This window comes from Faecalibacterium prausnitzii, from assembly GCF_003287495.1.
GTDB classification, from domain to species: Bacteria; Bacillota; Clostridia; order Oscillospirales; family Ruminococcaceae; genus Faecalibacterium; species Faecalibacterium prausnitzii_I.
Genome location: NZ_PRLE01000005.1, coordinates 110,180 through 129,727, shown reverse-complemented (window position 1 = coordinate 129,727; position 19,548 = coordinate 110,180). Strand labels below are relative to the sequence as shown.

Sequence of the window (19,548 nt, the reverse complement as noted above, 5' to 3'; positions counted from 1 at the left end):
AAATGCTATGACCATTCTATGCAGTCAGCTCGCCAGCCAGCACAGCTGCGCGATGCTCAGCCGAGGCTGCAGAGCCCGGTTGATGGCGCTGCCCAGCAGGGCCGCCCCGTGGGCGATGACGCTGTCCAGCTCCCGGGGCGTGACCACCAAATCTTTGCCCTCCCGGGCTTCCATCAGGGTGGGGATGCCCGCCGCGAGCACCGGGACCCCCAGCCGGGCGGCGGCCAGATGCTTGCGGCTGCCGGGCTGGGCCGGGCAGAGCCCGGTGTCCGAGAATTGCAGCGTCCGGCCCAGCCGCTCCGGCTCCGAGGAGCAGAGGCTGTCCACGCAGAGGAGGGCGGACGGGCGGAGCTCCCGCACCAGCGCCCCGGCCAGCTGCTGCAAACTCAGGCCCGTGGCCCCGGAAACCCCGGGGGCGACCGCCGCCACGGGGCGGATGCCAGGCAGCGGCAGGCGGCTCCCGGCCCCCATGGTAACAAAGATCTTCTGCACCGTGCGGGGGCCCAGAGCATCCGCCGTCACCCGGCGGTTGCCCACTCCCAGCACCAGCACCGGGCCCTCAGGCGGCAGCAGGGCCCGCAGCTCGGCCGCCGCCTGCTCGATGACACCGCTGTCCCGCTCGTCCAGCACGCTGACGCGGGGCACTTCCAGCGTCACATACCGCCCCCGGGGCCGCTCCAGCCCCTCCCGCGCGATCTCCACCCGCGTCACGGTCACGCCATCGTGCCGGGCCGTGGCCACCCGTACCCCGCCGGGCAGGGCAGAGCAGGCGGGTGCCGCGTACAATTCATCGGCCATGTCTGTCAAACGCATGGTTTTCCCCTCTTTTTCTGCAAATTTGCCGCCGGAGGCGCTGTTTGGGCCCCTCCGGACAGGAGAAGTATGGGAAAAATAAAACTTTTTGAAACAAAAATCAAAAAAACGCTTGCGTTGGTACGGCAAATATGGTATCATAAGGTGCGCTGTTATAGGTAGCCAAGGAGGTGGAACGAATGCCTAACATCAAATCTCAGAAGGACCGCGTCGTGCAGGCTGCTGCAGAGCAGGCTCACAACAAGGCCATTAAGACCAACCTGAAAACAGTCGTCAAGAAGGCAGACGCTGCCATCGATGCGAATGCCGCTGACAAGGACGCAACCGTCCTGGCTGCTGTTTCCGCGATCGACAAGGCTCGCGCTAAGGGTGTCATCAAAAAGAACACCGCAAGCCGCAAGATCAGCCGTATGGCCAAGCGTGCTAACAAGAACGCTTGATTGCTTTCTGATTGACGAACAAAACCTCTGCTCCGGGAAACCGGCGCAGGGGTTTTTGTTTTACGGTTCTTCAATTCTGGTCGTGGCTCTTGCCCACCCAGGAGCAGACCACGCCGCACACCAGGCTGGTGGTGATGCCCGCCGCGGCGGCCGTCAGCCCGCCGGTCAAAATGCCGATGGCCCCCTCTTCTTCGATGGCCGTTTTGACCCCTTTGGCCAGCAGGTGCCCGAACCCCAGCAGGGGCACGGTGGCCCCGCAGCCCGCAAACTCGGCCAGCGGCGCGTACCACCCGATGGCGGAAAGCACCACCCCGGCCACCACATAGCCCGTTAAAACGCGGGCCGGGGTCAGGGCCGTCAAGTCGATCAAAAGCTGGCCCACCACACAGATGAGCCCGCCCACCACAAACGCCCAGAAATACTGCATCTCATCATCCTCTCACAGTGCATTCCGGCCCGCGCAGCTCCACCAGATGCGCAATGGCCGGGATGCTCTCTTTTTGTAAAAACGTGGTCTGGCTCATAAGCGCCCCGGTGGCGATGAACAGCACCCGCCGATAGCTCCCCCGCTCCAGCCTCGGCAGGATGTGCCCGCAGAGGACGGCGGCACAGCAGCCCGGGCCGGAGCCGCCGCTCTTGACGTTCTGCCGGGCGGCATCGTAGAGGATGCTGCCGCAGTCGATGTGGTTTTTCATCACCAGGCCCTCGGCGGTCAGGATCTCCCGGAACAGGCGGCTCCCGAGATGGCCCAGGTCCCCGGTGTAAATGGCGTCAAAATCTTTGGACTCCTGCCCGGTGTCGTGCAGATAGCGCAGCAGAGTGGCCGCTGCCGCCGGGGCCATGGCGGCGCCCATGTTGTTGATATCCTTGATCTGGTAATCCTCCACCCGGCCAAAGGTGGCGGCGGCAATGCCCACGCCCTGCCCGGCAGGGTGGAGCAGGCAGCACCCCGCCGCCGTGGCGGTCCACTGGGCCGTGGGCGTGCGGACGGCACCATAGCTCAACGGCGTGCGGAACTGCCGCTCCGCCGCGCAGAAATGGCTGGATGTCATGGCCAGCAGGCCGTCGGCAAGGCCCGCGCTGCAAAGCGCGGCCCCCAGCCCCAGCGCCTCGGCCATGGTGCTGCAGGCCCCGAACAGCCCCACAAAGGGCAGGTGCAGCTCCCGCAGGGCGTAGCTGGACGCCGTGCACTGGGCCTGCAGGTCCCCGGCCAGTACCAGGCTGACCTGCTTTTCCGTGGCGTGGGCCTTTTTCAGGCAGAGGCGGGCCGCCCGCAGCTGCAAAATTTTTTCCGCCGTCTCCCAGTTGGCCTGCCCGCAGTTGTTGTCCGGGAACAACTCGTCAAACTCCGCGGCCAGAGGGCCCTCGCCCTCTTTTTTGCCGCCCACCGCCGCGTGGGACGCAATCACGGGCATCCGCTCAAACAAAAGGGTATCGCCGCGCCGTGCTGCCATTGGTTTTTCCTCCTTTGGGGGCTGATTTTATCGGATTTTTGTGGTATACTTTACGCTCGACGGGGAATTGCAATTTTTTCCGCTTCTGCCCCGTATTCTGGGCGTGGTGGGTTCAGACCATGGCCCCCATCCCCCAGAGCACCACGCCATACACCACCGCCGCCAGCGTGCCGTACACGATGACCGGCCCGGCAATGGTGAACATCTTGGCCCCGGTGCCTAAGACCCGGCCCTCGGTCTTGAACTCAATGGCCGCGCTGACCACCGCGTTGGCAAAGCCCGTGATGGGCACCAGCGACCCGGCCCCAGCCTTGGCGGCCAGTTTCTGGTAGAGCCCCAAGGTGGTAAACAGGGCCGAGAGGGCCACCAGCGTGCAGCTGGTCAGGGTACCGGCCAGCTCCCATTCCAGCCCTTTGGCCAAATACCACTGGCGGAGCACCTCCCCCAGCAGGCAGATGCCGCCGCCCACAAAAAAGGCCCACAGGCAGTCTTTGCCCAGCGGTGAGGGCGGGCTGGCCCGCTGCACCCGCCGCGCGTATTCCCGCGGTTTCAGTTTCATCGTCTTCGCCTCCCGGGATAGTCTGCCCGTGTTGTGTGTATTTTATCCGTTTTGATAGAAAGAAGGTCCCACATGAATCCATCTTCCCAGTATCCGCACCGCCGTCGGCTCACCCGGGCCGAGGCGCGCCGTCGCCGCCGCAACCGCGCCATCCGCCGGGTGGCCGGCCTGACGCTGGTGGCCTGCGTCCTCGTGGGCGGGGTCTCGTTCCTGCTCCACCGCAAGGCCCCCGTCCCGGCTGCCTCGGCGGCGTCCGCCCTGCCCGCGGCTTCCAGCACGGCGGCCAGCGAGGCCGCCACCAACGGCCTGTTCGGCAAAAACGAGGCGGCTTCTTCTGCCGTTTCGTCGGAACCGGCCGCCCCGGACAACGCCCTGGGCCTGACGGCAGAGGAGGCCAGCGCCATGCTGGCCGACCCGCTGATGGTGCTGGTGAACCACGCCAACAAGATGCCGGACAACTACACGTTTGATACCAAGGAGTGCGGCTCCTCTACCTCGGTGAATAAAACGCTCCAGACCGTGGCCTGCGACGCCTTTCTGGCCATGCAGAAAGCCGCTGCCGCCGACGGCGTGACCGTCTGGATGCAGAGCGGCTACCGCAGCGTCTCCTACCAGACCAAGCTCTATGAGCGGAAGACCCAGTATTACCGCGACAAGGGCTATGACGAGGCCACCGCCAAGGAAAAAGCCGCCGCCATCGTCAACCCGCCGGGCTACTCCGAGCACAACTGCGGCCTGGCCGCCGACCTGAACAGCCCGGAGCACACCGGCCTGGACGAGGGTTTTGAAAACACGGCCGCGTTCCGCTGGCTGTGTGAGCACGCCGCCGAGTATGGCTTTATCCTGCGTTACCCCCAGGGGGCCGAGGATGCCACCGAGATCACCTACGAGCCCTGGCACTGGCGGTATGTGGGCCCGGAGAACGCCGCCAAGATCAACGCAAGCGGCCTGTGCTTTGAGGACTATATCGCCGCCCTGCAGTCCATTGCCGCCTGATGGGCAGACTGCACAAAATATTCCGGTGAACTTTCGGCAAAAGTTCTGTCCGCCCCTTTGCATTTCCGGGACCGATATGGTAAACTAACAGTGGTCTGCCCCTGCGGCAGGCTCAATCCATAAAAGAAGGAATAATCCATGAAAATTCGTGCAAAAATGATCTTATCCACTGCCGCTGTCGCCCTGAGCTGTGCTCTTCTGGCAGGCTGCGGCGGTTCCTCTTCTTCCTCTGCTCCGGCGGCCTCCTCTCAGGCTGCTTCCAGCGTGGCAAGCTCGGCTGTTTCCGAGGCCGCCAGCGCCACGGCAGAGGGCACTAACGGCACCGACGCCCTGGACGACGCTGTGAACACCCTGCTGGACACCAACCCCATCTCCAACCAGTTTGAGATCGCCGCCATGAACATCGAGTACGATTTCGGCATCCAGGCCGACGACATCACCAGCTACAAGGGCGTCAAGAGCAACGATAACGGCGACGCCGGCCTCGTGCTGGTCATCCAGGCCGCCGCGGGCAAGGCACAGAACGTCGTGGACGCGCTGACCACCTATCAGAAAGATCAGGTAGCGTTCTACGGCAACTACGCCGAGTTTGCACAGGCCCAGTCCAATGTGGAGAATGCCGTCATCGGCAGCAATGACAGCGACCTTGTGGTCATGGTCATCGCCTCCAACGAGTGCTCCGCTGACCTGAGCAGCGCCGTGGACAGCGTCCTCGGCAAATAAGCAGCTTTTCTGCGGCCGGTGCCATCTGCGGCATCGGTCTTTTTCATCACCACAAAAAGGAGGCTGACGCCGTGGTTTTCAGCACCATCCTGTTTTTGTTCCGGTTCCTCCCCATCACGCTGGCGCTGTACTATCTCGCGCCGGCAAAGCTCAAAAATACCGTTCTGTTCCTGTGCAGCCTCGTGTTTTACTGCTGGGGCGAGGTGCGCTTTTTCCCCATCATGATCGCTCTCATCCTCCTCAACTACCTCTGCGGTCTGGGGCTGGAACGGTTCGACGGCAGCAAGCCCGCCCGCAAATGTTTCCTGCTGGCAGGCCTTGTGGGCAGCCTGGGGATGCTGTTCTATTTCAAATACGCAAACTTTGTGCTCAGCAGTGCCAACGCTCTGCTGGGGACAAGCTTTTCCCCCATCCAGGGCATCAGCACCCTGCCGCTGGGCATCAGCTTCTATACGTTCCAGACGCTCTCCTATACCATCGACGTCTACCGCCGGGACGTAAAAACGGAGCACAACATCATTGATTTCGGCGCGTATGTCGTCATGTTCCCCCAGCTCATCGCGGGCCCCATCGTCAAGTACCGGGACGTGGCGGCCCAGCTGCATGTGACTCATGGCCGCTACAACCTCAAGCAGATCGAGGATGGCATGACCCTGTTCACGTTCGGCCTCGCCAAAAAAGTCCTGCTGGCGGACACCATCGGTGCCCTCTGGACCGACATCATCGGCATTGCGGACAGCCCCTCCACCACGTTCGTGGGGCTTGCCAACGCCTCCACGGCGCTGGTCTGGCTGGGCGTCATTGCCTACTCGCTCCAGCTCTACTTTGATTTTTCCGGCTACTCCATGATGGGCATTGGCATGGGCAAGATGCTGGGATTCGATTTCCCCCAGAACTTCAACTACCCCTACATCTCCGCCTCCATCACCGAATTCTGGCGGCGCTGGCACATGACCCTTTCCGGCTGGTTCCGGGAGTATGTGTATATCCCCCTGGGCGGGAACCGCAAGGGCCTCAAGCGGCAGATCTTCAACCTGTTTGTGGTCGAGCTGCTCACCGGCATCTGGCACGGTGCCAACTGGAATTTCATCTGCTGGGGCCTGTATTACTTTGTGCTGCTGGCCATCGAGAAGCTGTTCCTGCTCCAATACTTGCAAAAGGGGAAAGTCTGGCCCCACATCTACACCCTCTTCCTCGTGGTGGTGGGCTGGGCCATGTTTGTGGGCAACGACACCGGCGTCTCGTTCGGGCTGCTGTTCCAGAAGCTCTTTGTCCCCTCGGGCGGCGTGTCGCCCCTCTATTTCCTGCGCAATTACGGCGTGCTGCTGGCCGTCTCGGTGGTCTGCTGCACCCCGCTCATTGAAAAGCTCTGGAACCTGCTGCGCCGCCGCGCCCTGACCCGGGTGGCTACCATCCTTGTGCTGCTGGTGGTCTCCACGGCCTATGTCGTGGGCAGCACCAACAGCCCGTTCCTGTATTTCAACTTCTAAAAGGGAGGCATTTTTGATGGAAAAACACAACAAAAAACGCGCCTCCCTGCGGCAGTACCCGGTGCTGCTGGCGTTCGGACTGTTCTTCCTTGGGCTGTTCGTGCTGGATCTCGTCACACCGGACCGCGCCTACAGCGAGCTGGAAAACACCACCCTCGCCCAGCGGCCCAAGCTCACCGCTCCCACGGCAGACGGGCTGAACAATTACTTTACCGGCTACACCAAGTATGTCAAAGATCAGGTGTTTGGCCGGGACGAGTGGATCAGCCTGCAGAGCTTTGTGGAGACAGCCCTCTTCCAGAAGACCGAGAACGGCGGCATCCTGTTGGGCAAAGAACACCAGATGTTCCCCCGCACTTACAGCCTGCTCTCCAGCGAGACCCGCGCCCTGCCCAAGAACACCGCCGCCCTGGAATCCCTCTGCCAGCGCTATCCGGGCAAGGTCAACGTGATGCTGGTGCCGGCGGCCTCCGTGATCTACCCGGAGAACGTCCCTGCGGGCGCTCCGCTCCTCCATGAGGAACCGTATCTCGACCAGCTTTCCAGCGCCGTACAGGCCGCCGGAGGCCGCTTTGTGGACGTGCGGGATATCCTGCGCAGCCACAAGGACGAATATCTCTACTACCGCACCGACCACCACTGGACAAGCCTGGGGGCATACTACGCCTACAGCCAGCTCTGCGAGGCACTGGGCCTGACGCCCTTTGACCCCGCCGCCCACACGGCCCTGACGCGGGATGGCTTCTATGGCACCCACTATTCCAAGGCCCGCACCTGGAACGCCGTGCCGGACACCATCACCTACTACGAGCTGCAGAACGCCCTGACCATCTGGAACGTCACCGGCCCCGGCCAGCCCACCGAGGGCACCACCACCGGCCTGTACGACACCGACAAGCTGAATGTCTACGACAAATACGCCATGTTCCTCCACGGCAACAACGGCCTGAGCCGGGTGGAGGGCGACGGCAGCGGAAAGATCCTCGTCATCAAGGACAGCTACGCCAACTGCTTTGTGCCCTACCTGACGGCCAATTACGCTGCCGTGGATGTGGTGGATTTCCGCAACTACAACTACGGGCTGGACCAACTCATCGCCGACAACGACTATGACCAGATCCTGGTGCTGTACAGCTTTGACAGCTTCAAGGGTGACCCCTACCTCTACCGGGCGGGCGTTGCAGGTTAAGTTCGGGAATTATTGCAGTGCTTTTTCACAAACTTTGGAAAGCTTTTTCATGCGAGTTCCCGTTTTTGCACCGTTCGTTCCCAAATCTCTTGCAGAAACCACCCCCCTGTAGTAGAATGAAACTACCAGAGGGAAACTTTCCGCCACAGGTCTCCCGGTACAGCGCTTTGGCTGGCCCGGGGCCCGGCTTCATTGCAAATCATTTGTAAAGGAGTAATATACTATGACCAACAAACTGAATCTCCCTGCCAGCTATGCAGTCATGAACGAAGAGGAAATGACCTATACCCAGGGCGGCAGTGCTCTTGGTGCAGCCGCCACCGTCGTAGGTGCCGTGGTGCTGGGCTCCAGCTACCTGTGGGGCATCTCCCAGGCCAAGGATTGGCTGAGTGTCAAGAAGAACCGTGAGGGCAATTTCCTCACCGTGGCAGGCCGCGCCTCCGACGCCATCGCCGCTGATATGGCAAAATCCCCCTCCAACTTCCTGCGCGACGGTGTTTCCACCGCCATGGTGGTAGCCTTTGCCCCCCTGAGCGCCATCCTGCTCATCCTGTAAAGTTTATTCGATTTTGCGGTATTTTTAATTGGATAAACGATGCACTCCCGCATCGCTTTGGATATTTGCTTTGTAAAGGAGTAATGATTATGGAAGCCAAAATGATGATGCCCGCTAATTACTGCGTCATGTCTGAGGAAGAAATGACTTACACCGAAGGCGGCGCAACTGCCGTACAGGCTTTCTGCGCTTGGTTTGTTCCTTTCTATGGCTGGTATAAGGGTATTACCGCTGTCCGCGATTATCGTCAAAAGAATCCTAAAACTTGGACAAAAACCGGCATGGATGCCTTAGATGCACACATGGCTAAGAGCACTGCAAATGCTATCTATGATATTGGCTGTTCCATCTGCGTCGTGAGTTCGTGCTTGAGTGGTGTCGGTTTAATTATCAATGCCCTTGTGGTCTATGCGACCTGATTTTTCATATTTGAAGAGCGCCTATCTTTAGCAAAAACGGAGAAGATTCCCCATAAAGGGAGTCTTCTCCGTTTTTTATACTTTCTTATTTTGAGCTTCTTCATCCAAAGATTTTTTTCGCTGTTTTAATTTTTCCCATTCTTCTTTAAATTCAGGCTTCTTTAATTCTTCTGCCAATGTTTCTCGAAAATTTTTACTCTCTGATTTGCCTCTTTTCTATACACAAAAAGGAGACTTTCTCTTTCGGGAAAGTCTCCTTTCGATACGCATTTTTATGCAAACATGTCTTTCAGCCGCTTGAAGAAGCCTTTGCGTTTTTCGTAGTTGTCTTCTTTCAGGGTGCCCTCAAATTTCTTCAGGGCGTCGCGCTGGACCTTGTTCAGCTTCTTGGGGATCTCGACCTCACACTTGACGTACATATCGCCCCGGCCGCGGCCGTTCAGATACTGGATGCCCTTGCCACGCAGGCGGAACGTGGTGCCGCTCTGGGTGCCCTCGGGCACGGTGTACTCCACCTTGCCGTCAATGGACGGGACGGTGATGTTATCGCCCAGAACAGCCTGGCTGTAGGTGATGGGCACCGTGACCCAGACATCATAGCCATCGCGCTGGAAGAGCGGATCGGGCCGGACGGTGACCATCACGATGACATCACCGGAGGGGCCGCCGTTGGCACCGGCATCGCCCATGCCGCGGAGTGCAAAGCTCTGATCGTCGTCGATGCCCTTGGGGATGGAGACTTCCAGCGTCTTCTTGGTCGCGGTCTTGCCGCTGCCGTGGCAGCTCTTGCAGGGGTTCTTGACCAGCTTGCCCTTGCCGCCGCAGCGGGAGCAGGGCTGCTGGGTCTGCATCACGCCAAAGGGGGTGCGCTGCTGGCGGATGACATAGCCGCGGCCGCCGCAGTCCGGGCAGGTCTCAGGGCTGGTACCGGCCGCGCAGCCGGTGCCGTGGCACTCGGTGCACTCCTGCTGGCGGGTGATGGTGATGTTCTTCTTGCAGCCGTGCACGGCCTCGTCAAAGCTCAGGGTGATCCGCACGCGGATGTCCTGGCCCTTGCGGGGGGCGTTGGGGTTGGCCTGACGGGACGAACCGCCAAAGCCGCCGAAACCGCCGCCGAAGATATCGCCGAAGATGTCGCCCAGATCCACGCCGTCGCCGCCAAAGCCGCCGAAACCGCCCGCGCCCGGGCCGCCGCCGTTCTGTGCCGCATAGCTGGGGTCTACGCCCGCAAAGCCATACTGGTCATAGAGCTGGCGCTTCTTGGGGTCCGAGAGGACCTCGTTTGCCTCATTGACTTCCTTGAATTTTTCCTCGGCGTCTTTATCGCCGGGGTTATAGTCCGGGTGGTATTTCATTGCCAGCTTGCGGTAAGCCTTTTTGATCTCCGCATCCGTGGCGGTCTTGGATACCCCCAGCACTTCGTAGTAATCACGCTTTTCCTGTGCCATATCCACTCACCTCTCAATTAGTCGCACAACCTCCCCATCACAGCAGCGCACTGCTGCTTCTCGCACAGAAAGCTTCCAGCGGTCTGTACAGACCTGCCCGGCCTGCCAAGGGCTCCCCTGTCAGGAGAGCTGGCGAGCGCAGCGAGACTGAGAGGTTTTAAACCCACAAAGGCCGCCCCGGCCAAAACCGGAGCGGCTTTTGGGTTGCTTATCGGCCGCCGCACCCTCCGGTTTGGCCGGGTGCCGTGCCGTTTGTGTCAGCGTTTAGACTTCCTTGAAGTCCGCATCCACGACGCCGTCGTCGTTGGGCTTCTGCTGGTTGTTGTTCGCGCCAGCATCGGGGCCGGGCTGCTGTGCGCCAGCGGCCTGTGCAGCGGAAGCAGCCTGATACATCTTCTCAAAGACGTGGCTCAGAGCCTCCTGCTTTGCCTTGATGTCGTCGATGGAGCCGGACTGGACAGCAGTCTTGAGCTCGGCCAGCTTTGCTTCCGCCTCGGTCTTGACGTCAGCGGGCATCTTGTCGCCGTTCTCTTTCAGCATCTTCTCGGTCTGGAAAACCATCTGGTCGGCACCGTTGCGGATATCGACCTCTTCACGCTTCTTCTTATCGTCAGCAGCAAACTGCTCAGCTTCCTTGACAGCCTTGTCGATGTCCTCCTTGGACATGTTGGTGGAAGCAGTGATGGTGATGTTCTGCTCCTTGCCGGTGCCCAGGTCCTTAGCGCTGACCTTTACGATGCCGTTTGCATCGATATCAAAGGTAACTTCGATCTGAGGCACGCCACGGGGAGCCGGAGCAATGCCATCCAGGTGGAAGACACCCAGGCTCTTGTTGTCGCGGGCAAACTCACGCTCGCCCTGCAGGACGTTGATCTCAACAGAGGGCTGGTTATCCGCGGCAGTGGAGAAGACCTGGCTCTTGTGGGTGGGGATGGTGGTGTTGCGGTCGATGATCTTGGTGCAGACGCCGCCCAGGGTCTCAATGCCCAGGCTCAGCGGGGTGACATCCAGCAGCAGCAGGCCCTTGACGTCGCCCTGCAGGACGCCGCCCTGGATGGCAGCACCGACAGCCACGCACTCATCGGGGTTGATGCCCTTGAACGGCTCGCAGTTGAGCTCTTTCTTCACGGCATCGTAGACAGCGGGGATACGGGTGGAACCGCCGACCATCAGGACTTTCTTCAGGTCAGAGGGACGCAGGCCTGCATCCTGCAGAGCCTTGCGGACAGGGCCCATGGTACGATCGACCAGATCAGCGGTCAGCTCATTGAACTTTGCGCGGGTCAGGGTCATATCCAGATGCTTGGGGCCGGTAGCGTCCGCCGTGATGAACGGCAGGTTGATCTGGCTGCTCATCGCGCTGGACAGCTCGATCTTTGCTTTCTCGGCAGCTTCCTTCAGGCGCTGAGCGGCCATTTTGTCCTTGCGCAGGTCGATGCCGTTCTCGGTCTGGAACGCGTCCGCCATCCAGTTGATGATGCGCTCATCGAAGTCATCGCCGCCCAGGTGGGTATCACCATTGGTGGCCAGGACCTCGGTCACGCCGTCGCCCATCTCAATGATGGAGACATCGAACGTGCCGCCGCCCAGATCGTAGACCATGATCTTCTGGTCTTCCTCTTTATCAATGCCGTATGCCAGAGAAGCGGCAGTGGGCTCGTTGATGATACGCTTGACGTTCAGGCCCGCAATGGTGCCGGCGTCCTTGGTTGCCTGACGCTGGCTGTCGTTGAAGTATGCAGGGACGGTGATAACAGCCTCGGTAACAGGCTCGCCCAGGTAAGCCTCAGCATCGGCTTTCAGCTTCTGCAGGATCATAGCGCTGACCTGCTGGGGAGTGTACTCCTTGCCGTTCAGGGTCACCTTGTGGTCGGTGCCCATATAACGCTTGATGGAAGCAACGGTGTTCTCCGGGTTCGTGATAGCCTGACGCTTTGCGACCTGGCCGACCAGACGGTCGCCGGTCTTGGTAAAGCCGACCACGGACGGGGTGGTGCGGGCACCCTCGGAGTTTGCGATGACGACGGGCTCGCCGCCCTCCATAACAGCCACGCAGCTGTTGGTAGTACCAAGGTCGATACCAATAATCTTACTCATAAATGAAGTCTCCTCTCAATAAAGAACTTGTTTATCTCATGCTTGAGTGAAAAGCGGATGTTTATTTGAACGCTCCTTTGGGAGCGGGGAAGCTTTGCTTACTCGGCCACCACAACGGTTGCATGGCGGACGATCTTGTCGCCCAGCTTATAGCCTTTCTGGTAGACCGTAATGACGGTGCCGCTCTCCTGCCCGTCCGGGGCGGGGATCTGCTGCACGGCGTTCATGAAGTTGGGGTCAAAGGGCTTGCCCAGCGCCTCGATCTCTTCTACATGCAGGGCAGCCAGCGCCTTGGCGGCTTTGTCCAGCGTCATCACCACGCCTTTTTTGTAGTTCTCGTCGGTGGTGGGGGCATTGGCGGCCATATCCAGCGTGTCCAGGATGGGGATGATCTGGTTCACGGCGAACGAAATGCCATCGTTGAACTTCTGGTCAGCCTCACGGGTGGAGCGCTTGCGGTAGTTTTCGTACTCGGCAGCCATCCGCAGCAGCTGATCCTTTGCCTGATTGGCATTCTTCTCAGCGGCGTCCAGCTTGGCCTTGACGGCTTCCAGCTCCCGGGCTTTCTTGTTAAAGAAGCCCTCTTTCTTTTTGCCGTCGGTCTTTTCAGCCTCGTCCGTTTCGGGGGCAGCGGCGGTCTCTTCCGGCGCTGCTTCCGGCTCGGCCTGCGGCGCGGTGTTGGGCTCCTCAGCGGGAGTTTCTTCCACCGTCTTCTTGGTTTCTTCGCTCATTCCAGGTCCTCCTTATAGATCACAGTCCGCCGGGGTGCGGCCATCTGCGGGGTGTCTTTTCGTTTGCCGCTCATTCCCTCGCCCAGCTGGTCTGCAAAGGCGTGGAGCAGCGGCATCAGTTTCTGGAACGGCATCCGGGTCGGGCCGATCAACGCGATCGAGCCCCACAGCCCGCCGCCGACCAGGTAGCGGTCGCTGACGATGCACAGGCCGGGGATCTGCGGCTCAATATCCTCGCCCAGCAGGATGCTCTCATTCTGCTCATCCAGCGGGGCAATCAGCCTTGCGGCCTCTTCCTCATCGTTCAGCAGTGTCAGGATGGTGCCCACCTTGCCGTCCAGCTGAGGCCAGTCCAGCAGGTGCTGCTCACCGCCCAGGAACACATGAGGCGTGGTGGAGTCCTGCAGGATGGCGGCGGCGGCGCTGACCACCGGCACCAGCTCCGGGCTGATCTGGCCGCACAGCTCGCTCAGGAGCCGAGACGACAGATCAACGGGTGCCACGAACGTCAGGTTGCGGTTGAGCAGCGCGGCCAGCGCGGCGGCGTTTTCCCGGGAAAGCCCGGTGCGGACCCTCGCCACACGGGTGCGGACGTAACCGGCTGTGGTGACCGCCAGCACGGCGGCGGCGCTCCGGCCCACCTGCACCACCTCATAATGGGCGATGCAGAGGTCTTCGGCACAGGGGGTGCTGACAGCGGCGGTACAGCCGCTGATGGCGGCCAGCGCCTTGGCAGCGCCCTGTGCCAGCTTTTCCGGCTCATGGTCCAGGCTGGCGAACACCGCGTCCACACGGGCGCGGGTCACACGGTCCAGCGGCTGGTCGTCGGTGAGCAGATGATCCAGATAATAACGGTAACCCTTGGCACTGGGGACACGGCCCGCACTGGTGTGGGGCTGCTCCAGCAGCCCGAGCTTTGTCAGTGCGGCCATCTCATTGCGCAGCGTGGCGCTGGAGACTGCCATGTCAAAGTAGTTTGCCAGCACACTGCTGCCAACGGGTTCGCCCTCGAGGCCATACAGCGCTACAATCGCCTGCAAGACTCGCTGCTTGCGTGCATCCATTGTCATAGCGCCTGCCTCCATTCGTTGTTTTTGTTTCTTTAGCACTCCATCTTCCTGAGTGCTAAGACCATTATAGCCAAATTTCCGGCGCTGTCAATAGCTTCCCAGAAAAGTTTTGAAAGATTCACAAATTCGTAATAACCCCGCACGCAAAAAAGGGCCCGTGTCCAGCACAGGCCCTTTTTTCACTTTCATTCTTCCATCTGTTTTGCCAGAAAAGCGGCCGCAACGGCCACGGCTTTCTGCTGGGAGGCGTCCGGTTTGGCGCTCCGGTCCTCTGTCAGCAGGCCCACGGCCCCGGCCACGTCTCCCGCCGCGATGATGGGGAACGCGCACAGCAGCACCCGGGGCGAGCCCTCGCAGGGGAGCACCGTCTGCTCCGCGTCCTGCCGCAGGTAGGGCTTGCGGCTCTCCATCAGCTTTTCCAGCGGCTGGCTGATGCTCCGGTCGGCCAGGTCCCGCCGCCCGGCACCCGCCACGGCCATCATCCGGTCCCGGTCGGCCACAAAGGCCGTCAGGGCAAAGCACTTGCTCAGCACCTCGGCGTACTGCATCGCCACCCCCTGCAGCTCCCCGATGGGCGAATACTTTTTAAAGATGACCTCGCCGTCCCCGGTGGTAAAGATCTCCAGCGGGTCTCCCCGGCGGATGCGCTGGGTGCGGCGGATCTCCTTGGGGATGACCACCCGGCCCAGCTCGTCGATGCGGCGGACGATTCCAGTTGCTTTCATGGGTTCCATTTCCTCGCTTTCCAGCCCCGTGGGGCTCTGGCTCCTAGATTTTGTACAGTATGGGTATTATGTGGAAAGCAGGCTGGAATTATTCGTCTCTCTATTCTTATAATAATGTCTTTATGTCTTTTATCGTCCCTGTCTGCCGGGCTTATGGGCTTTATCCTCGTACATCCGCTGGTCGGCCAGGATGCGGATTTCTTTTACCTCCGTGCTGTCCGCCGGGTAAAGGGCGCTGCCGCAGCTGGTGCCGATGTGCAGCTCCTGCCCGTTGATGACGAACGGCTGCGTCAAGACATTTTTGATCCGCTCGGTCCGCTTGGCGCAGAATTCCTCGCTGAGGGCTCCGTTGACGATGAGGGCAAACTCATCGCCGCCGATGCGGAACGCGTAGTCCGTGCTCCGCACACAGGTCCGCAGCCGCCCGGACACAGCCTTGAGCAGCTGGTCGCCCACATCGTGGCCGTAGGTGTCGTTGACGGGTTTGAAGCTGTCCAGATCCAGATAGAACAGCGCAAACGGCTCCCCGGCTTTCTCCTTTCTCTGCAGGGTCGCGTTGAAGAATCTCTCGTTGGAAAGGCCGGTCAGGCCGTCGGTGTTGGCAAGGTCCTCCATCTTCTGCCGCTCGGTACTCTCCCGGTGGAAAGCTTCTTCCTGTTCCGCCAGCACAAAACGAAGGTCCATCTTGATGCTCCGCACCAGCGCGGCCACCACCGCCAGTGCCAGGAATGCCAGCAGGAAGATGGTGACGCACTGCACTTTACGCATTCCGGCGTCCACCACGTTCCGCTCCACGATGCCTACAATGGTCAGGTCCTGGAAGCCCACGGGCTGGTACACCAGATAATAGTTCCGGCCCTGAAAACGGTAGGGCACACTGCCGCTGCCGCCCTGCAGCGTCTGCTCCTGCATCTCCCGGAGACACGTCTCGTTCACCTCTGTGTTGGTTTCCAGATAATCAAACAGGTTTTCCATCCAGGCCGTGATCTCACTCTTGGGCTCTTCCGAGAGCATGATATCGCCGTTGGGGTAGATGATGTAGCAGTCGCTCCGGCCGCCGTAGGCCCGTCCGCCGATCATCTCTTCAATGGTATCATTATCATAGCTGACCGCCAGGCTGGTGTAGGTGACGCCGCTCATGGTGATGGGTTCCACCGGTACTGCAAACACGACCTTGCGGACCCCACTGGTCGCCGTATAACTGGAAACGATCGGTTCTCCCGCCACCTGCAGCGCCGTAAACACAGCCTGGATGTTTTCACTTCTCAGTCCCTCACGGCCGTCTACCGTCCAGTAATCGCCGTTCTCATTCGCCATATAAAAATCGCTGTAGTTCCAGGTCTTCTTTTCCTCTTCAAAGTCCTTCCACTGGGTAGCCGTCTCAGGGGCGGCCATCTCCCTCAAGTAACCGCCCCAGTCCGTGAGGACATTCCAGTTGCGCTGGGCAAACATGGTAAAGGTCTTGTTCACCTGTTCATAAGTCTCCAGCATGGCCCGCGTGCCCTCGTAGTAGATCTGCTGCCGGATGTAGAGCGCATAAAAGAAGATGCTCACGGTCATGAGGAGAACGAGAGCCATGGAAAGGTAAACTTTTTCTTTGTTTTTACGCGTTTTTACGCTTTCCTCCGTCTTTTTCACCGAAATGTTACCCCCCCCCCGGCCAAAAAATGCAGGAAAGAAAAAGTTCTGCTCATTATTTCCAATATACCAGATTTCCAGAATCCGTCAATACACGATTCTTCCAAAATCTGGGCAAGAAATTCTATGTCTTTGCCACATCTTTGCCGTTTTTCGGCGTTTGCGTTTCCCTGACGTGTATGTTACAATAAAACCACGTTTTGATACTGCAATGTACAGGGAGAGGGCGGAAAAAGATGCAGCAGGTTTTGGTTTTGGGCGGCGGAGCCTCCGGGCTTGCCGCCGCACTGGCGGCAGCGCGGGCCGGGGCGCGGGTGACGGTGCTGGAGCGGAATGCAAAACCCGGCAAAAAGCTGCTGGCCACCGGCAATGGCCGCTGCAATCTGGACAACACCGGCATCGCGCCCGAGCGGTATTTCACCTCGGACCCGGCCGGGCTCAAGCCTCTGCTGGCTGCCGTCAACGCGGCCGACCCGCTGGGCTGGTTTGAGTCGCTCGGCCTCTACACCCGCACCGACGAGGCCGGGCGGGTGTACCCCTACTCCAACCAGGCGGCAGACGTGCTTGCCCTGCTGGAGCACCATCTGGAAAAATACAACGTCCGCATCCGCTGCGGGTGCACCGTCCGCACCCTGAGCCAGAGCCGGGGCGGGTACGCCGTCCAGTTTGTCAATGCCGACGGCCAGCCCGAGAGCCTGCGGACGGACGCCGTCATCTGTGCCATGGGCGCGGCCGCCGGGCCCCAGTTTGGCACCGACGGCTTTGGCACCACCTTTGCCGCCCAGTGCGGCGGAAAGCTGGCCCCCCTTTACCCCTGCCTGACCGCTCTGCAAATTGCAAAGCCACAGAAAGCACTGGCGGGCATCCGGGCCAAAGCCACGGCCTCCCTGCTGGATGGCAAAACTCTGTTGGCCGCAGAGACCGGCGAGGTCCAGTTTACGGACTACGGCCTCTCCGGCATCTGCATCATGCAGCTGTCCGGCCTGCTGGCCCCGGGCCGTGGGCCGAAACAGCCCGCCGTGGAGCTGGACCTCTTCCCCGCGCTGGACGAAGCGGCCCTTGCCGCCCTGTTTGCGGCCCGCCCGCCCCGCCTTGCCGGGGACAGCCCGGCGGAATTCTGGCTGGGCCTTGTCCACCCCAAGCTGGGCCGGGCCCTCTGGGCGGCGGCACGGCTGCCGGAAACGTCCCTCCACGCCCTGCCCCCGCAGGCATGGCAGGCGCTGGCCCGCACGGCCAAACACTGGCGGTTTGAGGGGCTGACCCCCTGCGGCTGGAAGCAGGCCCAGACCACCGGCGGCGGCCTCTGCCTCAACGAAATGGACGAGCGGTTCCAGTTCCAGGGCTGCCCGGGCCTTTACTTTGTGGGCGAGACGCTGGACTGCGCCGGCAGCTGCGGCGGGTTCAACCTCCACTGGGCTTTTGGCAGCGGCCTGGTGGCCGGGCGCAGTGCGGCAAAGCCTGCCCGGCCCCAAAGGCCTTCAAACCCCAAAAAGAAACGCTGATACCACAAAAGGGCGTCCGCTCATGGCAGACGCCCTTTGTTTTGCTGTTTTTTATTCGTTGACTGCATGGCCGCCCAGAATCTCCAGCTCTGCCAGTGCTTCCGCTTCCCGTGCCTGCTTGGCTTCCTCGGCAGCTTCCGCCTCCTCGGCTTTCTGGTACTCGGCAAAAGCCGACCACATGGGCGGGATGTCTTTCCCGTTCACCTTGCGGTCGAGATAGTTTTTCGTGATCTGCACCACCGTGCCGGAGAGTGCCAGCACCGCGAGGAGGTTGGGGATCATCATAAGGCCGTTGAACGTGTCGGAGAGATCCCACGCAAGGCCCAGCTTCATGGTGGCACCCACCACCACCATGCCCACGAAGATCACTTTGTAAACACGGGTGCCTTTCTGGCCGAAGAGATACTCCACAGCCTTGGTGCCGTAGTGGCTCCAGCCCAGCACCGTGGAATAGGCGAAGAAGAGGAGCGAAATGGCAATGAACTTGGGGCCAAAACTGCCAAAGGCCGCTGTGAACGCCTGGCCCACCAGCGCATTGTCCTGCACGCCTGCCAGCACGCTGCCGCTCTCAATGTCCACCACGCCGGTGGTCAGGATGACCAGTGCCGTGAGGGTGCAGACCACAATGGTGTCTGCAAAGATCTCAAACACGCCCCACATGCCCTGCTGGACGGGTTCTTTCACATTGGCGGAGGAATTGACCATGACGGCCGAGCCAAGGCCGGCCTCGTTGGAGAACGCGCCCCGCTTGAAGCCCCAGGTCAGGCTCTGGCTGATACCGTAGCCCAGCGTGCCGCCGCCTGCGGCCTGCAGGTTGAACGCGCCCCGGAAGATGGCCCGGAATGCCGCCGGGATGTTGCCCGCGTGGAGCACCACGATGACCACAGCGCCCACGATGTAGAACAGTGCCATAATGGGCACCAGTTTTTCGGTGACAGCGGCCACCCGCTTGAGGCCGCCCAGCACGATGAGGGCCGTGACCACCATCAGCGCCACGCCCGTGACGAGGGAGGGCGTGTGGAACGCGGCGTTCATGTTGCCCGCGATGGAATTGATCTGGCTCATGTTGCCGATGCCGAACGATGCCAGAATGCAGAAACAGGCAAACAGCACCGCCAGCACCTTGCCCAGCGTTTTGCAGCCTTTCTTTGCGCCCAAGCCGTCGGTCAGGTAATACATGGCACCGCCGGACCACTCGCCTTTTTCATTTTTGCGGCGGTAGTACACGCCCAGCACGTTTTCCGAAAAGCTGGTCATCATGCCCAGAATGGCCATGACCCACATCCAGAAGATGGCGCCCGGCCCGCCCGAGACGATGGCCGTGGCCACACCCACGATGTTGCCGGTGCCAATGGTGCCCGCCAGCGCCGTGCACATGCTCTGGAACTGGCTGATGGCCATGTCCTCTTTGCTGGTGTGGGCGGTGACCTCCTTGTTGGTGAACACCGCGCCGATGGTGTGCCGCATCCAGTGGCCCACCCGGCGGAACTGGAAGCCGCCGGTGCGCAATGTCATCCACAGGCCAGTGCAGAACAGCAGCGCCAGCCCGATGGGCCCCCAGACGATGCCGTTGACCATCCCGTTGATCTTCGTGATCCACTCTACCATACGTTTCCCTCTCTATACACAAAAACCCTCTGGAACCCGCGCTGCACTCTTTCCCCCAGTGCCCCGCGCGTCCTGTTCTTCTCACGAGAA

The 19,548-nt window shown here is 60.7% G+C and carries 19 protein-coding genes; 8 read left to right on the top strand and 11 right to left on the bottom strand.

From position 1 onward, the window contains the following. Window positions 1–24: 24 nt before the first annotated feature. On the bottom strand, window positions 25–813 hold the full coding sequence (gene gpr, locus C4N22_RS09925) for a GPR endopeptidase (RefSeq protein ID WP_112148856.1): 789 nt from the start codon (window positions 811–813) through the stop codon (window positions 25–27). A 179-nt stretch (window positions 814–992) separates the two neighbouring features. Between gpr and rpsT the strand changes: the two genes are divergently transcribed. Beyond that, window positions 993–1,253, top strand: a complete 261-nt coding sequence (gene rpsT, locus C4N22_RS09920) for a 30S ribosomal protein S20 (RefSeq protein ID WP_005943554.1) — start codon at window positions 993–995, stop codon at window positions 1,251–1,253. Between the two features lie 70 nt (window positions 1,254–1,323). On the opposite strand, the gene C4N22_RS09915 is transcribed toward rpsT, so the two are convergent. The 3 genes from C4N22_RS09915 to C4N22_RS09905 all read right to left on the bottom strand — a co-directional run bounded on the left by C4N22_RS09915 (window position 1,324) and on the right by C4N22_RS09905 (window position 3,266). Continuing rightward, window positions 1,324–1,680, bottom strand: a complete 357-nt coding sequence (locus C4N22_RS09915) for a SpoVA/SpoVAEb family sporulation membrane protein (RefSeq protein WP_112115682.1) — start codon at window positions 1,678–1,680, stop codon at window positions 1,324–1,326. A gap of 4 nt (window positions 1,681–1,684) precedes the next feature. After that, window positions 1,685–2,707, bottom strand: a complete 1,023-nt coding sequence (locus C4N22_RS09910) for a stage V sporulation protein AD (RefSeq protein WP_112148855.1) — start codon at window positions 2,705–2,707, stop codon at window positions 1,685–1,687. Window positions 2,708–2,819: 112 nt separating this feature from the next. Continuing rightward, window positions 2,820–3,266 carry a SpoVA/SpoVAEb family sporulation membrane protein gene (locus C4N22_RS09905; protein ID WP_022256457.1) on the bottom strand — a complete coding sequence of 149 codons (447 nt, stop codon included), beginning with the start codon at window positions 3,264–3,266 and terminating at the stop codon, window positions 2,820–2,822. 72 nt (window positions 3,267–3,338) lie between these two features. Between C4N22_RS09905 and C4N22_RS09900 the strand changes: the two genes are divergently transcribed. The 6 genes from C4N22_RS09900 to C4N22_RS09875 all read left to right on the top strand — a co-directional run bounded on the left by C4N22_RS09900 (window position 3,339) and on the right by C4N22_RS09875 (window position 8,639). Next, window positions 3,339–4,262, top strand: a complete 924-nt coding sequence (locus C4N22_RS09900) for a M15 family metallopeptidase (protein ID WP_112115680.1) — start codon at window positions 3,339–3,341, stop codon at window positions 4,260–4,262. A 138-nt stretch (window positions 4,263–4,400) separates the two neighbouring features. Then, entirely contained in the window at window positions 4,401–4,985 is a 585-nt protein-coding gene (locus C4N22_RS09895) for a DUF4358 domain-containing protein (protein WP_112115679.1), read from the top strand. Between the two features lie 71 nt (window positions 4,986–5,056). Beyond that, the gene (locus C4N22_RS09890) at window positions 5,057–6,475 is read left to right on the top strand and encodes an MBOAT family O-acyltransferase (RefSeq protein ID WP_112148854.1); all 1,419 of its coding nucleotides are present in this window, start codon (window positions 5,057–5,059) and stop codon (window positions 6,473–6,475) included. A gap of 16 nt (window positions 6,476–6,491) precedes the next feature. Continuing rightward, the gene (locus tag C4N22_RS09885) at window positions 6,492–7,664 is read left to right on the top strand and encodes a DHHW family protein (protein WP_112148853.1); all 1,173 of its coding nucleotides are present in this window, start codon (window positions 6,492–6,494) and stop codon (window positions 7,662–7,664) included. 223 nt (window positions 7,665–7,887) lie between these two features. After that, window positions 7,888–8,220 (top strand): hypothetical protein, encoded by a 333-nt coding sequence (locus tag C4N22_RS09880; protein WP_112148852.1) that lies wholly within the window; start codon window positions 7,888–7,890, stop codon window positions 8,218–8,220. Window positions 8,221–8,309: 89 nt separating this feature from the next. Further along, window positions 8,310–8,639, top strand: a complete 330-nt coding sequence (locus C4N22_RS09875; protein ID WP_112115675.1) for a hypothetical protein — start codon at window positions 8,310–8,312, stop codon at window positions 8,637–8,639. A gap of 272 nt (window positions 8,640–8,911) precedes the next feature. Here C4N22_RS09875 and dnaJ read toward each other — a convergent pair whose 3' ends face one another. From dnaJ to C4N22_RS09845, 6 genes are all read right to left on the bottom strand, one after another. Then, window positions 8,912–10,087 (bottom strand): molecular chaperone DnaJ, encoded by a 1,176-nt coding sequence (gene dnaJ, locus C4N22_RS09870; protein WP_112148851.1) that lies wholly within the window; start codon window positions 10,085–10,087, stop codon window positions 8,912–8,914. A gap of 264 nt (window positions 10,088–10,351) precedes the next feature. Further along, window positions 10,352–12,184 carry a molecular chaperone DnaK gene (gene dnaK / locus C4N22_RS09865; protein WP_022256748.1) on the bottom strand — a complete coding sequence of 611 codons (1,833 nt, stop codon included), beginning with the start codon at window positions 12,182–12,184 and terminating at the stop codon, window positions 10,352–10,354. A gap of 98 nt (window positions 12,185–12,282) precedes the next feature. After that, on the bottom strand, window positions 12,283–12,915 hold the full coding sequence (locus tag C4N22_RS09860) for a nucleotide exchange factor GrpE (RefSeq protein ID WP_112148850.1): 633 nt from the start codon (window positions 12,913–12,915) through the stop codon (window positions 12,283–12,285). Then, window positions 12,912–13,985, bottom strand: coding sequence for a heat-inducible transcriptional repressor HrcA (hrcA, locus tag C4N22_RS09855; RefSeq protein ID WP_022256750.1), 1,074 nt, complete (start codon window positions 13,983–13,985; stop codon window positions 12,912–12,914). The genes C4N22_RS09860 and hrcA overlap by 4 nt, the downstream gene beginning before the upstream one ends. Before the next feature lie 185 nt (window positions 13,986–14,170). Next, entirely contained in the window at window positions 14,171–14,710 is a 540-nt protein-coding gene (locus C4N22_RS09850; protein ID WP_022256751.1) for a stage V sporulation T C-terminal domain-containing protein, read from the bottom strand. Window positions 14,711–14,839: 129 nt separating this feature from the next. Continuing rightward, window positions 14,840–16,288 (bottom strand): sensor domain-containing diguanylate cyclase, encoded by a 1,449-nt coding sequence (locus tag C4N22_RS09845; protein WP_112148932.1) that lies wholly within the window; start codon window positions 16,286–16,288, stop codon window positions 14,840–14,842. 296 nt (window positions 16,289–16,584) lie between these two features. On the opposite strand from C4N22_RS09845, the gene C4N22_RS09840 reads away from it, so the two are divergent. Further along, entirely contained in the window at window positions 16,585–17,850 is a 1,266-nt protein-coding gene (locus C4N22_RS09840; protein WP_112148849.1) for an aminoacetone oxidase family FAD-binding enzyme, read from the top strand. A gap of 51 nt (window positions 17,851–17,901) precedes the next feature. Here C4N22_RS09840 and C4N22_RS09835 read toward each other — a convergent pair whose 3' ends face one another. After that, on the bottom strand, window positions 17,902–19,458 hold the full coding sequence (locus C4N22_RS09835) for an alanine/glycine:cation symporter family protein (RefSeq protein WP_112148848.1): 1,557 nt from the start codon (window positions 19,456–19,458) through the stop codon (window positions 17,902–17,904). Window positions 19,459–19,548 lie beyond the last annotated feature (90 nt).

Excerpts from the sequence above, each read along its gene's own strand:
- C4N22_RS09900 (WP_112115680.1), top strand. The coding sequence starts at position 3,339 with ATGAATCCATCTTCCCAGTATCCGCACCGCCGTCGGCTCACCCGGGCC.
- dnaK (WP_022256748.1), bottom strand. The coding sequence starts at position 12,184 with ATGAGTAAGATTATTGGTATCGACCTTGGTACTACCAACAGCTGCGTG.
- C4N22_RS09885 (WP_112148853.1), top strand. The coding sequence starts at position 6,492 with ATGGAAAAACACAACAAAAAACGCGCCTCCCTGCGGCAGTACCCGGTG.
- C4N22_RS09910 (WP_112148855.1), bottom strand. The coding sequence starts at position 2,707 with ATGGCAGCACGGCGCGGCGATACCCTTTTGTTTGAGCGGATGCCCGTG.
- C4N22_RS09860 (WP_112148850.1), bottom strand. The coding sequence starts at position 12,915 with ATGAGCGAAGAAACCAAGAAGACGGTGGAAGAAACTCCCGCTGAGGAG.
- hrcA (WP_022256750.1), bottom strand. The coding sequence starts at position 13,985 with ATGACAATGGATGCACGCAAGCAGCGAGTCTTGCAGGCGATTGTAGCG.
- dnaJ (WP_112148851.1), bottom strand. The coding sequence starts at position 10,087 with ATGGCACAGGAAAAGCGTGATTACTACGAAGTGCTGGGGGTATCCAAG.
- C4N22_RS09850 (WP_022256751.1), bottom strand. The coding sequence starts at position 14,710 with ATGAAAGCAACTGGAATCGTCCGCCGCATCGACGAGCTGGGCCGGGTG.
- rpsT (WP_005943554.1), top strand. The coding sequence starts at position 993 with ATGCCTAACATCAAATCTCAGAAGGACCGCGTCGTGCAGGCTGCTGCA.
- C4N22_RS09835 (WP_112148848.1), bottom strand. The coding sequence starts at position 19,458 with ATGGTAGAGTGGATCACGAAGATCAACGGGATGGTCAACGGCATCGTC.
- C4N22_RS09840 (WP_112148849.1), top strand. The coding sequence starts at position 16,585 with ATGCAGCAGGTTTTGGTTTTGGGCGGCGGAGCCTCCGGGCTTGCCGCC.
- C4N22_RS09915 (WP_112115682.1), bottom strand. The coding sequence starts at position 1,680 with ATGCAGTATTTCTGGGCGTTTGTGGTGGGCGGGCTCATCTGTGTGGTG.
- C4N22_RS09905 (WP_022256457.1), bottom strand. The coding sequence starts at position 3,266 with ATGAAACTGAAACCGCGGGAATACGCGCGGCGGGTGCAGCGGGCCAGC.
- C4N22_RS09845 (WP_112148932.1), bottom strand. The coding sequence starts at position 16,288 with ATGGCTCTCGTTCTCCTCATGACCGTGAGCATCTTCTTTTATGCGCTC.
- C4N22_RS09895 (WP_112115679.1), top strand. The coding sequence starts at position 4,401 with ATGAAAATTCGTGCAAAAATGATCTTATCCACTGCCGCTGTCGCCCTG.
- C4N22_RS09880 (WP_112148852.1), top strand. The coding sequence starts at position 7,888 with ATGACCAACAAACTGAATCTCCCTGCCAGCTATGCAGTCATGAACGAA.
- C4N22_RS09875 (WP_112115675.1), top strand. The coding sequence starts at position 8,310 with ATGGAAGCCAAAATGATGATGCCCGCTAATTACTGCGTCATGTCTGAG.
- gpr (WP_112148856.1), bottom strand. The coding sequence starts at position 813 with ATGCGTTTGACAGACATGGCCGATGAATTGTACGCGGCACCCGCCTGC.